General features: G+C 46.6%; 14 protein-coding genes. 9 read left to right on the top strand and 5 right to left on the bottom strand.

Annotated elements, in window-relative coordinates; genetic code table 11:
• The first annotated feature begins 38 nt into the window (after nucleotides 1-38).
• Both ICN44_RS04615 and ICN44_RS04610 read left to right on the top strand, forming a co-directional pair.
• Nucleotides 39-404, top strand: a complete 366-nt coding sequence (locus ICN44_RS04615) for a hypothetical protein (protein ID WP_216262905.1) — start codon at nucleotides 39-41, stop codon at nucleotides 402-404.
• 77 nt (nucleotides 405-481) lie between these two features.
• Complete coding sequence (locus tag ICN44_RS04610) at nucleotides 482-802, top strand: HU family DNA-binding protein (RefSeq protein ID WP_011903860.1); 321 nt, start codon at nucleotides 482-484, stop codon at nucleotides 800-802.
• 89 nt (nucleotides 803-891) lie between these two features.
• Here the strand turns inward: ICN44_RS04610 and rodA are convergent, their stop codons facing one another.
• From rodA to ICN44_RS04585, 5 genes are read right to left on the bottom strand one after another with little or no spacing between them, the layout of a single operon-like run.
• Nucleotides 892-2,043, bottom strand: a complete 1,152-nt coding sequence (gene rodA, locus ICN44_RS04605; RefSeq protein WP_216262904.1) for a rod shape-determining protein RodA — start codon at nucleotides 2,041-2,043, stop codon at nucleotides 892-894.
• Nucleotides 2,025-3,932, bottom strand: a complete 1,908-nt coding sequence (mrdA, locus tag ICN44_RS04600) for a penicillin-binding protein 2 (protein ID WP_216262903.1) — start codon at nucleotides 3,930-3,932, stop codon at nucleotides 2,025-2,027. The genes rodA and mrdA overlap by 19 nt, the downstream gene beginning before the upstream one ends.
• Before the next feature lie 8 nt (nucleotides 3,933-3,940).
• Nucleotides 3,941-4,465, bottom strand: coding sequence for a rod shape-determining protein MreD (gene mreD, locus ICN44_RS04595; protein ID WP_216262902.1), 525 nt, complete (start codon nucleotides 4,463-4,465; stop codon nucleotides 3,941-3,943).
• Nucleotides 4,462-5,397, bottom strand: coding sequence for a rod shape-determining protein MreC (mreC, locus tag ICN44_RS04590; RefSeq protein WP_216262901.1), 936 nt, complete (start codon nucleotides 5,395-5,397; stop codon nucleotides 4,462-4,464). The genes mreD and mreC overlap by 4 nt, the downstream gene beginning before the upstream one ends.
• 24 nt (nucleotides 5,398-5,421) lie before the next feature.
• On the bottom strand, nucleotides 5,422-6,465 hold the full coding sequence (locus tag ICN44_RS04585; RefSeq protein WP_216262900.1) for a rod shape-determining protein: 1,044 nt from the start codon (nucleotides 6,463-6,465) through the stop codon (nucleotides 5,422-5,424).
• 63 nt (nucleotides 6,466-6,528) lie between these two features.
• Between ICN44_RS04585 and gatC the strand changes: the two genes are divergently transcribed.
• The 7 genes from gatC (at nucleotide 6,529) to dksA (ending at nucleotide 13,229) form a co-directional block, all read left to right on the top strand.
• Entirely contained in the window at nucleotides 6,529-6,822 is a 294-nt protein-coding gene (gatC, locus tag ICN44_RS04580; RefSeq protein WP_216262899.1) for an Asp-tRNA(Asn)/Glu-tRNA(Gln) amidotransferase subunit GatC, read from the top strand.
• The gene (gene gatA, locus ICN44_RS04575; protein WP_216262898.1) at nucleotides 6,819-8,336 is read left to right on the top strand and encodes an Asp-tRNA(Asn)/Glu-tRNA(Gln) amidotransferase subunit GatA; all 1,518 of its coding nucleotides are present in this window, start codon (nucleotides 6,819-6,821) and stop codon (nucleotides 8,334-8,336) included. Before gatC ends, gatA begins: the two co-directional genes overlap by 4 nt.
• A complete protein-coding gene (gene gatB / locus ICN44_RS04570; RefSeq protein WP_216262956.1) occupies nucleotides 8,336-9,805 on the top strand; it encodes an Asp-tRNA(Asn)/Glu-tRNA(Gln) amidotransferase subunit GatB in 1,470 nt (489 codons plus the stop codon). Before gatA ends, gatB begins: the two co-directional genes overlap by 1 nt.
• 27 nt (nucleotides 9,806-9,832) lie before the next feature.
• A complete protein-coding gene (locus ICN44_RS04565; RefSeq protein ID WP_216262897.1) occupies nucleotides 9,833-10,507 on the top strand; it encodes a DUF484 family protein in 675 nt (224 codons plus the stop codon).
• The gene (locus ICN44_RS04560) at nucleotides 10,488-11,489 is read left to right on the top strand and encodes a tyrosine recombinase XerC (RefSeq protein ID WP_216262896.1); all 1,002 of its coding nucleotides are present in this window, start codon (nucleotides 10,488-10,490) and stop codon (nucleotides 11,487-11,489) included. Before ICN44_RS04565 ends, ICN44_RS04560 begins: the two co-directional genes overlap by 20 nt.
• Before the next feature lie 69 nt (nucleotides 11,490-11,558).
• Entirely contained in the window at nucleotides 11,559-12,629 is a 1,071-nt protein-coding gene (locus tag ICN44_RS04555) for a GTP-binding protein (RefSeq protein WP_216262895.1), read from the top strand.
• Nucleotides 12,630-12,851: 222 nt separating this feature from the next.
• Complete coding sequence (gene dksA, locus ICN44_RS04550; RefSeq protein WP_216262955.1) at nucleotides 12,852-13,229, top strand: RNA polymerase-binding protein DksA; 378 nt, start codon at nucleotides 12,852-12,854, stop codon at nucleotides 13,227-13,229.
• Nucleotides 13,230-13,239 lie beyond the last annotated feature (10 nt).

Genomic DNA, 13,239 nt, shown 5'->3' with positions numbered 1-13,239 from the left:
GTTTAGGGTTTATGTGGAGTTTTGCTAAGGATGATCTTATGAATAGCTTTATAAAGTGGCTCTTAAGCCTTGTTTTAATTGGGTTAGTGGGTATTTCAGTCTATACGTGGGGAATGCTCACTTGGAGCTATGGCAGCGGTGAACGTGCAGGGTATGTCCAGAAATTCTCTCATCGCGGATACGTATGCAAAACCTGGGAAGGCGAATTAGCCATGGTTTCTATGCCAGGCACAATGTCAGAAAAATTCTTCTTTACGGTGCGTGAAGATGCTGTGGCGCAAAAAATCAATGCTAATTTGGGTAAAAAAGTGGCTCTAAAGTATGAGCAACACATTGGTTTGCCAACGACCTGTTTTGGCGATACCGAGTATTTTGTTTCTGATATCACCGTTTTGGATGAGTAATTTGTAGTCGTAGTAAAAAATTGCTGTAACGCAACTTTATTTTTGTAATTTTTTGTGGTTAAAATCATGTAAGCGTAATGTGCGCTGACATCAATATCTATAAGGAGCTTCACTTGAACAAAGCCGAACTAATCGCAGCGATTGCTGACGACGCGGAGATTTCTAAAGCCAAAGCTGAATTCGCATTGAATTCTGCAATCGACACAATTATCAAAGCTGTTACTAAAGGTGACTCAGTACAACTGATCGGCTTTGGTACTTTTGCTTCTGGCAAACGCGCTGCACGTATGGGTCGTAACCCAAAAACTGGCGAACCACTCAAAATTGCTGCTGCAAAAACTGTTAAGTTTTCTGCTGGTAAAGCATTTAAAGATTCAGTTAACAAGCGTAAGAAGTAATTCTTCCTTAGTTGATAAAAAAGCCCGGCATGCCGGGCTTTTTTATTCCTTCAAAAACCTCCATCAATCAAACACATTACTGCGCCGAGTTAGCTTTGCACTAAACGACGGTGACGATGGATACTCATTAATATTCCTGCGCCAAAGCCAAGTGTCACTAATGCAGTGCCACCATAGCTAATAAATGGAAGCGGTACACCAACCACTGGCAAGAGACCGCTCACCATACCAATGTTGACAAATGCATAGGTAAAGAAAATTAGTGTCACTGACGCGCCTAACAGACGCGTAAATAAGTTTGGCCCACTCGCCGAGATTGCTAAACCTCTTTTAATGAGTGCGAAGAACAAAGCAATCAATATCAGGTTGCCTAATAAACCAAACTCCTCAGAGAACACTGCAAAGACAAAGTCAGTATGTTTTTCTGGAATAAATTCTAGATGTGCTTGCGTGCCTTGGAACCAACCTTTACCAAAGAATCCGCCAGAGCCAATTGCAATCATGGATTGAATAGTGTGAAAGCCTTTACCAAGTGGGTCGCTAGTTGGATCTAGCAGAGTGCATATGCGATGCTTTTGATAGTCGTGCACAAATGGCCACACAACATCATGGGCACAAATAGTGCTGCCAAAAATAATAATTAACAAAATACCAATTACACCCAAGCCAACAAATGGCAGTACCCATTTCCACGGCAGGCCCGCCAAGATGATGACGTATAGCCCTGCTGCAAAAACGAGTAACGCCGTTCCCAAGTCTGGTTGGCGTGCAATTAAAAAAACCGGTATAGCTAAGATTACGGCAGCAACACCATAGTCCCAAGATTTTTGAATGCCTTCCCGCTTTTGAAAGTACCAAGCAAGCATGAGTGGCATTGCAATCTTCATGATCTCGGATGGCTGAATGACGACTCCAATATTGAGCCAGCGACGAGCACCTTTTTTAATAAGTCCGAATGCGGCTACTGCGATTAAGAGGGCAACACCAAATCCATAAATCCAAACTGCACCCATCTCTAACCACTTAGGTGGGATGCGTGAAACCATCCACATCACTAAAAACGAGAGTGCGAGGTTGCGCAATTCATCTGCAATTTGTACGGGAGTATTTTGACTTGCAGATAGAAAAGTAAAAAAGCCAACGGCTGCTAAGCCAAGCAAAATAAGGCCTAGCTGGCGGTCTAAACCAGCGAAGATGCTGGAGAAAAATCCTTTAACTTTGATTAAGGGGCTCTTTTCCATTCAGGAACCTCCTTGGGCCACTTGCCCTCAATGTAGTAGTCCAATGCTTGACGTGCAATCGGAGCGGCATACTGTGCGCCGAAGCCTGCGTTCTCTACAACCATCGCAATTACTATGGTTGGCTTATCCGCTGGAGCAAATGCTATATACAAGGCATGGTCGCGTAAAAATTCTGCTGTGGATCCATGTTTGTAATCTTTGGAGTTCAAACTAAATACCTGCGCAGTTCCGGTTTTTCCGCCCACTTGATATCCAGTGCCCTTAAATGCTGTGGCAGATGTGCCAGAGTTATTAACCTCGACCATGGCCTTCTTGATTACTTCAATATTCTCAGCATTGAGATCGATGCGATAACTTTCTTTTGGGGTTGTCAGCACTCTGTTGCGAGTAAATGGATCTTCAATAGCTTTGACTAAGTGAGGCTTCATCACAATACCGTTATTAGCTACGTTTGCCATGGCATGAGCTAATTGCAAAATTGTGAAAGCGTTGTAACCCTGTCCAATGCCCAAGGAAATAGTTTCACCCTCGTACCACTTTTGCTGCTCAGGTTTTTTGAAAGTATTTTTCTTCCATTCGGTAGATGGTAAAACGCCCTTTGCTTCACCTTGTAAATCAATGCCGGTAATTTGACCAAAACCAAGAGGCTTCATAAAGTCATGCATCATGTTTACGCCCATGTCTCGGGCAAGCATGTAGTAATACGTGTCACAAGATTCAACAATCGACTTTTGCATATCGACAATTCCGTGACCACCTTTTTTATCGTCGCGGAAGGTATGGTTACCAAAGTCAAAGTAACCAGGATCCGAAATTGTTTGTGATGGTGTGCGCTTTTTATTTTCCAACGCCGCCAATGCCATGAAAGGTTTGTAAGTAGATCCGGGTGGATAGATTCCTTTCAATGGGCGGTTATAAAGCGGCTTCTGGGGGGAGTCATTGAGCTCTTTCCAGGTAACTGAATCAATGCCCTCCACAAAATCATTCGGATTGAAGTTGGGCTTAGAAACAAAAGCCAATACGTCACCCGTCTTCGGTTCAATCGCCACAAATGCACCGCGGAAATTTCCATACAGTTGCTCAACTAAATATTGGAGCTTGATATCAACTGAGAGAACTACATTTTTACCGGGAACTGAAGGAGAACTAGAAAGTGTACGCACTGGTTTACCGCCCGCAGTGATTTCTACTTGATCGTAACCAGGCACACCGCGCAATACAGTTTCATAACTTTGCTCTAAACCAATCTTGCCTACGTACTGAATGCCGGGTAAAAAAGAAGCCTGCAAAGCATCTGGATCATCGGCCTTGGCGCCCTCAATTTCAGTCTGCATGCGCTCTTTGTCGCGTTGCGAAACGCGGCCAATATAGCCAATCAGGTGGGAGGCTAATTCGTTGTATGGATACTCCCGAAAGCTTCTAGCTCGGATTTCTACCCCAGGAAAGCGGTAACGATTGGCCATAAACCGGGCAGTTTCGGTCTCGTTGAGCATAGAGCGCAGCGGAAAAGTACCCATATTGCGAGAATCCTCAAGGGAGCGCTTGAAATTGCGACGATCCCGAGGCGAAATGGCAACGATTTCAGAAAGATCATTTATGAGCTGATCTACGTTCCCTTTGACTTCTTCAGCATTCACATCCAAGGTAAGGGCAGAATAATTTCGACCAATAACGATGCCATTGCGATCAATAATGAGCCCGCGATTTGCCGGCGCTGGAACCAAGGCAATGCGATTGCTTTCAGCCAGCAGAGCATATTTTCCGTGGCTTACTAGTTGTAGCCATACAAGACGGGTGATGAGTAGTAAAAAGCAAAACGTGACAAATAGAGTCGCAATATGAATGCGCTCTTGAAAAGAGTCGAGATCCGGTTTTTTAAAAGAAACCATGCCGCTTCTTAAAGGGGTCGATTGTGATCAACATCTATAGGGCGACGTTGAGGCGCAAGCAAGATGCGTGTAGCTAGCGGCCAAAGCATTGCTTCAATCAAAGCCTGAATCGCGCCTGTTAAAGCCCACCAATAGAGTTCACCGCTGAGCAGCCAGTGTGCCAGCACAGGAAATAGCGATACCAATAAGAAAATAGGAAGCAGGTGCAGCGCTTGCGAGAGAACGGTGAGTGCCACAATGCGCCTGTGCCATGAGATAGCAAGGTATGCGACTAGGGAATAACTAAAAGCGTGCAACCCTAGTAAATCAGAATTATGTACATCCATCATCAAGCCCAAAATGAAGGCGATGAAGACGCTGACATAACGATGCTGATGAATATTCCAAAACACAATACACAGGATTAACCAATCTGGCACCCAGCCGAAATTGCCAATGGGTAATAGGTTTAATAGCAGCGCACAAAATAGGCTGAAATAAATAAAGACCGGATTAACCGGGCGCAGAATATAGCCGCTCTGGAAATCGATCATTGCATGCCTCGCGCGCGAGTTTGGCGTCTGCCAGGCGTATTGCTGAGTGGCGCATCAGAAGTCGATTTGTTGTTCACAGTTGCCGCTTTAGCGTCAAACTGCGGGTCATACAAAAATGCAAGCGCTTGACGATAGCGATTTACTGCTGCAACAGGAACACAAAATACGTTTGAGGAGTTCTTATCAACATTGCGCTCAATCTTGCTAATCACTGCCACTGCGAATCCTGGGGGATAAACACCATCAATGCCTGAGGTTAGCAAAATATCGCCAACTTCCAAATCGCTGGCTACCGGTAAATAGCGAAGTTCCAGTGGGTTGCCGCGCCCTGCGCCAAATACGGCTGCGCGAAGGCCATTGCGGGCCACTTGGACTGGAACCGCAAAATCACGGTCCTCCAACAGGGAAACCTCGGCAGAGCGCTCATAGAGACGGACCACTTGGCCCAAAATCCCGGAATCATTGGCAATCGGGTTGCCAAGCTTTAGGCCGTCATTACTGCCGCGATTGATTACGATGCGTTGTGAAATTGGATTGGGTGGGTTAAACAGAATTTCTACCGGCAATGTTTTGAATGGAACCTGTTTTTGCAAGGTCATAAGCTCGCGCAGGTTTTGGTTTTCCACCATCAAAAATTCAGATTGATTTGCCAGCAAAGAAAGCTCTGCTTGACGCACTTTCATTACTTGGTTTTCTTGATCAAGAGTCGATCTGGTTGTGAAATACTCAGACGTTGCTTCAAAGGCATTGCGCGGCGCCATCATGACATATTCAAGTGGACGCAAAATCCAATTGACGTTGTTGCGAATGGGGTCGAGTGCTTTGAAACGAAAATCGATCAGCATCAGAGCGATGCTGATCGACAGACAGACAATCAGTTTAAGTAAGGCCGGAATGCCCTGTCTGAAAAGTGGTGGAGCGCTATGTTGCAATTCCCTGGCCAACGTGTATGTCGCTTACTCGTGCGAGAACACTCCGCCTAACTTATCCATGCGCTCTAGTGCGATACCGCAACCACGAGCCACGCAAGTTAATGGATCTTCAGCAACATGAATTGGCAAGCTAGTTTCTTCTATCAAGAGACGGTCGAGGTCGCGCAATAAGGCGCCACCGCCTGTAAGCATCATGCCGCGCTCGGCAATATCTGACGCCAACTCAGGTGGAATCTGCTCAAGGGCTGCTTTAACTGCGGTCACAATCTGATTCAACGGATCAGTTAAAGCCTCCAGAATTTCATTGCTAGTCACAGTGAAGCTACGTGGAATACCTTCTGAAAGATTACGACCTTTTACTTCCATTTCGCGTGCTTCAGTGCCAGGAAAAGCAGAGCCAATTGTTTTCTTGATTAATTCAGCAGTTTGTTCGCCAATCAAGATGCCATAGTTACGGCGAATGTAATTGGTAATGGCTTCATCAAACTTATCACCACCAACCCGAACAGAGCCTTTGTAAACCATGCCGCCCAATGACATCACGCCGACTTCAGTTGTGCCACCGCCGATATCAACCACCATCGAACCAGCAGCCTCTGAAACTGGCAGGCCAGAACCAATTGCAGCAGCCATTGGTTCTTCAATTAAAAATACTTGTGATGCGCCAGCACCCAATGCAGATTCGCGAATCGCACGACGTTCAACTTGAGTAGAGCCACAAGGAACACAAATGATGATGCGTGGGCTAGGCTTTAATAATTTGCTTTCGTGCACAAGCTTGATAAATTGCTTGAGCATTTGTTCTGTAATTGTGAAGTCGGCGATAACGCCGTCTTTCATTGGGCGAATAGCCTCAATATTTCCCGGAACGCGCCCTAACATCGCTTTTGCCTCTTTACCAACTGCCAAAATGGTTTTTTTACCGTTTGGGCCGCCTTCTTGGCGAATTGCTACTACAGAGGGCTCGTCGAGGACAATGCCCCGGTCACGCATATAAATTAAGGTGTTAGCGGTTCCCAGGTCGATGGCTAGGTCATTGGAAAAGTAGCTGCGGAAAAAACTAAACATGATGTGATGTAGTTGTAAATAGAAAGTGTTAGTAAAAATATATAAGAATGATACTCTTGTCCCATGAAACTTGATGATGTCCAGCGCATTGCGCACCTATCTAGGCTTGAGTTAAACCAGGCAGAAGCTGAGGCAGTTTTGCCTCAATTGCAGGCCATTTTTTCCTTGGTTGAGGAAATGCAGGCCGTTGATACAACTGGTCTTGAGCCATTGGCTCACCCGATCCTCTTTTTGCGTGATTTGGCTCAACCCATGCGTGTTGACCAGGTTACGGAATCAGACCATCGAGCCGAAAACATGCAATCGGCCCCTGCAAAGCATGACGGCTATTTCTTGGTGCCAAAGGTGATCGAATGAGTTGGCACAACACCCCTATCGCTTTGATGGCAAAAGCATTGGCTGCAAAAGAGGTCTCCAGCAAGGAGTTAACCCAGTATTTTTTGGATCGTATTGAGGCTGGAAAACAGTGGAATGCATACCTTGATGTGAATGCTCACTTAAGCTTAGAGGAATCAAATAAAGCAGATCAGCTTATTTCATCTGGAAAAGCTGGCAAGTTGACGGGCATTCCCGTTGCCCACAAAGATGTCTTTGTAACGCGTGGCTGGAAGTCCACTGCGGCATCCAAAATTTTGGCTGGATATCAAAGTCCTTTTGATGCCACGGTGGTTGCCAATCTGGGAATTCCTGATGAAAACAATCCTCATGGCGCTGGCATGGTTTGTTTGGGTAAAACCAATATGGACGAGTTCGCGATGGGCTCGTCTAATGAGAACTCTGCCTATGGCCCTGTTCTAAATCCATGGAATTCTGCCCACGTGGCTGGCGGTTCATCGGGCGGCTCGGCTGCAGCTGTAGCCGCTGGTTTGGCTCCGATTGCGACTGGCTCAGATACAGGCGGCTCAATCCGTCAGCCAGCCGCATTTTGTGGATTAACCGGCATTAAGCCGAGTTATGGGCGCGTATCTCGTTACGGCATGATTGCCTACGCCTCTTCGCTCGATCAAGCTGGCCCGATGGGCAAGACAGCGGAAGATTGCGCACTGTTGCTATCCGCAATGTCTTCGCACGATCCGCGCGACTCCACCTCTTTGGCTGATTCGGGAGAAGACTATGGTCGCTACCTTAATCAGAATTGGAAAGAGGGCAATTCTGATTCTGCGAAACCATTAGAAGGTTTGCGTGTTGGTTTGCCAAAAGAATTCTTTGCTGAAGGTTTGGCGAGTGATGTAGCGAAATCTGTTAATGAAGCAGCCAAGCTTTTAGAAAACTTAGGTGCATCGTTAGTTGAAGTGAGTTTGCCAAAAACTAAGTTATCCATACCGGTGTATTACGTTTTAGCGCCAGCAGAAGCATCGAGTAACTTGAGTCGCTTTGATGGTGTGCGTTATGGGTATCGTGCCAATGAGTATCGTGATCTCAATGATATGTATGCCAAGTCACGTACCGAAGGTTTTGGTGCCGAAGTTAAGCGCCGAATCATGATTGGAACGTATGTTCTTTGCCATGGTTACTATGATGCTTATTACCTGCAGGCACAAAAAATTCGTCGCATTATTGCGGCAGACTTTCAAGCTGCATTCAATCAGTGCGATGTCATCCTGGGGCCTGTAGCCCCTGATGTGGCTTGGCGCTTGGGCGAAAAATCAAAAGATCCTGTGCAAATGTATCTAGAAGATATTTATACGCTTTCTACAAACTTGGCAGGTTTACCAGCGATGAGTATCCCATGTGGATTTAATGGAAATAATTTACCTATTGGCATGCAACTCATTGGCAATTATTTTTCTGAAGCGCGCTTGTTGCAAGTGGCACATCAATATCAGCAAGCCAGCGATTGGCATTTGCGTCCAGCAAGCGAGGTGGCATGATGCAATGGGAAGTTGTCATTGGTCTAGAGACCCACGCTCAGCTACAAACTCAATCCAAGATTTTTAGTGGGGCAAGTACACGCTTTGGTGCAGCCCCAAACACGCAAGCATGCGCAGTGGATTTAGCGCTACCTGGTGTTTTGCCCGTGCTTAATCGTCAGGCTGTTGAGCATGCCATTCGTTTTGGTGTGGCAGTGAATGCGAAGATTTCGCCAGCAAGTATCTTTGCCCGCAAAAATTATTTTTATCCCGATCTACCTAAGGGCTATCAAATCAGCCAGATGGAGATCCCGGTGGTTGTTGGCGGTCATCTTGAGATCTTGGTCGGGGATGAAATAAAAGTAGTTGAATTGACTCGCGCCCACATGGAAGAGGATGCTGGTAAATCCGTCCATGAAGAGGGCTTTACAGGCCCTCATGGCGAACCTTCTAGTGGGATTGATCTGAACCGCGCAGGTACACCACTCCTCGAGATCGTGACAGAGCCAGTCATGCGCAGCGCTGCTGAGGCCGTTGCTTATGCTAAGGCTTTGCATGGATTGGTTGTGTGGCTTGGGGTTTGTGACGGCAATATGCAAGAAGGCTCTTTCCGTTGTGATGCGAACGTTTCAGTTCGTCCCAAAGGCCAGGCTGAATTTGGTACCCGCTGCGAAATCAAAAACTTGAACTCCTTCCGCTTTTTGGAAGAGGCCATTCAGTACGAAGTGCGTCGTCAAATCGAATTGATTGAGGATGGTGGTACCGTTGTTCAAGAAACCCGACTTTACGATCCCGATCGGCAAGAAACCCGCAGTATGCGTAGTAAAGAAGATGCTAACGACTATCGCTACTTCCCCGATCCTGACTTATTGCCCGTTGTGATTGATGATGCATGGATTGCAGATGTCCGTAGCAAAATGCCTGCGCTGCCAGCACAATTACGCGAGCAGTGGCAAACCGAGTTTGGTTTAAGTGCTTACGATGCGCAGTTGCTCACGCAAGATCGTGATACCGCAAAAGTATTTGAAGAGCTATTAATAATCGTAGGTAAGCCATTGGCAAAAGCCGCAGCCAATTTAATTGCCGGAGAATTTGCTTCCTCCTTAAATCGTGCAGGTATTGCTGCAGCTGACGCGCCGTTAAAAGCGGAGCATTTAGCGCCAATACTAACGCGTGTGGCAGATGGCACTATTTCTAACAAGATTGCTAAAGATATCTTTGCCATTCTTTGGGAGGAGGCGATTGCAGGTAAAGCTATCAGTACCGTTGATCAAGTCATTGACGCCAAAGGGCTGAAACAGATTAGTGATAGCGGTGCTATTGAGGCCATCATTGATCAGGTGTTGGCTGCTAACCAGAAATCGGTTGAAGAGTTCCGCTCGGGCAAAGAGAAGGCATTTAACGCTCTCGTTGGCCAGATCATGAAAGCCTCGCAAGGCAAAGCAAACCCTAGTCAGGTAAACGAACTCTTGCGTAAAAAGCTTAGTTAACTAAAAAACATATTTAGAAAGAAATACATGAGTGCAATCGATCCAAAGCAAGCCGAACAAGAAGAATTGGTTGCAGAGTGGTTACGTGTAACCCCAGGCTTCTTTGAGCGTTACGCTGATCTCTTTAATGAGATTCGGGTTAAGCATCCACATGAGGATCGTGCGATCTCTTTGCAAGAGCGTCAGATGACGGTATTGCGTACACAAAATCAAGAGCTCAATCGTCGCTTAAGTGAGATGTTGCACTTTGGAAGTCGTAATGACAAAACCCAACAAAGTTTGGTTGCTTGGTTATTGCGTTTGATGAAGGCCAACAATAAGTCAGACGTGGAGGCTGCGATAACTTCGGGCTTAGCCGAAGTCTTTGAGGTGGAGTCTGCGCAATTGCTGTCGCCAAATTCTGCTTTTGGTCCTTGGGTAGACACCCCGTTATGTGGCTCTGCTAAAGAGTTGGCAGCAGCTAGCGTAGATTTGTTAGCAAGCCAGACAAGCATTGATCCTGAATGGCAAAGCATGGTGGCCATTGGGTTGCCATTGGGCAAAAGTATTGGCGCCGCTCAATCGCCCGCAGTATTGCTGTTAGCCAGCAAGGATGAATCCCGCTTTACGGCGGATATGGGCGCTTTCTATTTGCGTCAAATTGCCGAATTAACTGCTGCAGCTTTGGATCGTATCCAGGCTTATGAAATTAAAGTCGACTGAACTACATCCTCTCATGCAAGAGTATTTGCATGAGTTACATGTATTGCGTCAACTTTCGCCGCATACGCTCAAAGCGTACAGTATGGATCTGAGCGACCTGCAAAACTTTGCTCTTGAAGACAATATTGAGTTGTTAAGAGTGAGTAACGGCCATGTACGTCGTTGGGCAGGCCGCTTACATTCCAAAGGTAAATCCTCAAGAAGTATTGCGAGAGCCCTTTCTGCATGGCGTGGCTGGTATGACTGGCTTACCGAGAAAGATGCGCGACGCGATGCCCGTGTCGGCAAGGTAGCAAGCAATTTAATTGCCAATCCGGTTGACGATGTCAAGGCACCCAAGCGTCTGAAGTCTTTACCCAAGGCCTTATCCGTCGAACAGGCACTTTCCTTGGTAAACCAAGCAGTCAAAGAGGCCGAAGAAAAAAAGGATCTAGAATCGATACGCGATGCAGCCATTATTGATTTGCTATATTCCTCTGGCTTGCGCCTTTCGGAGCTTTTGGGGATTGATGTAATGCAAAGCAAAGATCGCCAACAGGAATCTGCTGGTTGGCTAGACTGGGATGCCGCTGAAGTAACTGTTTTAGGTAAGGGCGGCAAACGACGTTCGGTGCCCGTTGGTGTGCCTGCGATGAAATCACTTGCTGCGTGGCGAGAGCTGCGCGATGCTGGAACTTATCCAGCAGAATCCATCGCCTTGTTTTTGTCAGCAACAGGTAAGCGCTTATCGCCTCGTACGGTGCAAGCGAGATTGCGTACTTTAGCCATGCGCGCTGGTTTACCCACTCATGTACACCCTCATATGATGCGCCATAGCTTTGCGAGCCATGTGCTGCAATCCTCACAAGATTTAAGAGCGGTGCAGGAGATGCTGGGGCACGCCAGCATTGCTAGTACCCAGATTTATACGTCTTTAGATTTTCAGCACCTAGCTCAGGCATACGATAAAGCGCATCCCCGCGCAAAGGCTGGCAAAGGCTGAGGAACTCGGTAAGATAGAAGGTTTCCCGCTTTGGGAATTGTTGGCTTTTAGATTTTGATTGGATCATCCATGGCATTAATTCCAGTAACGATTTTGACGGGCTTCTTGGGAAGCGGCAAAACTACTTTGCTTAAACACATCTTGACTGAAGAGCATGGCAAAAAAATTGCCGTCATTGAGAATGAATTCGGTGAAGAGAATATTGATAACGACATCTTGGTGCAAGACAACCAAGAGAACATTGTGCAAATGAGTAATGGCTGCATTTGCTGCACCATTCGTGGCGATCTCGTAGATGCTTTAAATGAGCTTTGGGAGCAACGCAAAGATAAGAAGATTAGCTTTGATCGCGTTGTCATTGAAACCACAGGTGTTGCCAATCCTGGCCCCGTTGCCCAGACATTCTTTATGGATGATGATGTGGCAGACCATTATGTTTTAGATGCTGTAGTGACCCTGGTGGATGCCAAGCACGGTCAACAACAACTCAATGAGCATGAAGAGGCTCAGCGCCAAGTTGGCTTTGCCGACCAAATCTTTATTACTAAGACCGATTTAGTGACGCCTGCTGAAGTAGGTGCTTTGCGTAATCGCTTGATGCATATGAATCCAAGAGCGCCTATTGCAGGCATTTCTAAGGGTGTGGTGCCCTTGAATGCTGTCTTAGATCTTAAGGGCTTCAATCTCAATGCCAAGTTGGATATTGACCCCCATTTTTTGGAGCAGGACGACCATGACCATGCGGATTGCGGTCATGACCATAGTCACGACCATGATCACAGTACCTGTGGCCATGATCATAGTCACGACCACCAGCACCAACACCATGACCATGCTGGCCATACTGATCGCATTCAATCCTTTGTTTTTCGTAGTGATAAACCCTTTAATCACAAAAAGTTAGAAGACTTCCTGGGGGGCATTTTGGAGGTCTTTGGAGAGAAGATGTTGCGCTATAAAGGCGTGCTCTACGTGAAGGGAAGTAGCCGAAAAGTAGTGTTCCAGGGCGTTCACCAGATGATGGGCAGTGATTTGGCTGGCCCATGGGGCACGGAACCCAAGCAAACCCGTATGGTCTTCATAGGCATCGATTTGCCCAAGGACACCCTATTGGCAGGGCTTGAGGGCTGTTTGGCCTAGCAAGATTCGGGTACAATCCGCCGCCACGGCCCATATTGATGAATATTAATAAAAGGGCCGTAAAAGTTTGGCAGAATGAGGCAATAATGCTTCAAACCAGGAAAGAATGAGATGACGGTAAAAACAGCAACAAAACCAGCAACCGCTGCAAAAGCTAGTAGCAAGGCTGCGAGCGCTAAGGTTGCAAAAGGCGCTCCATTAACTGAGACAGAGTTGCTCAAGATGTCCGACAAGGACTACATGAGTGCTGCGCAGTTAGATTTTTTCCGTCAAAAACTGCTCACTCTGAAAAACGACATTTTGAAGAATGCCTCCGAGACAACAGAGCATCTGCGTGAAAATATTTTGGTTCCTGATCCTGCCGATCGTGCAACGATCGAAGAGGAGCATGCATTGGAATTGCGCACGCGTGATCGAGAGCGCAAGCTGCTCAAAAAAGTAGAGCAAGCATTGGTGCGCATTGAGTCTGGTGACTATGGATGGTGCGAAGAAACTGGTGAGCCAATCGGCTTGAACCGTTTAATTGCAAGGCCTACAGCCAATCTCTCTCTTGAGGCTCAAGAGCGTCGTGAACTCCGTCAAAAATTATTTGGCGAATAAATTTTAAGTA

The sequence above is a fragment of the Polynucleobacter sp. JS-Fieb-80-E5 genome, from assembly GCF_018882015.1.
In the GTDB taxonomy this organism is placed as follows: domain Bacteria; phylum Pseudomonadota; class Gammaproteobacteria; order Burkholderiales; family Burkholderiaceae; genus Polynucleobacter.
Note: the sequence above shows the minus strand (reverse complement) of the source record. Positions and strands in the feature narration are given on the sequence as shown.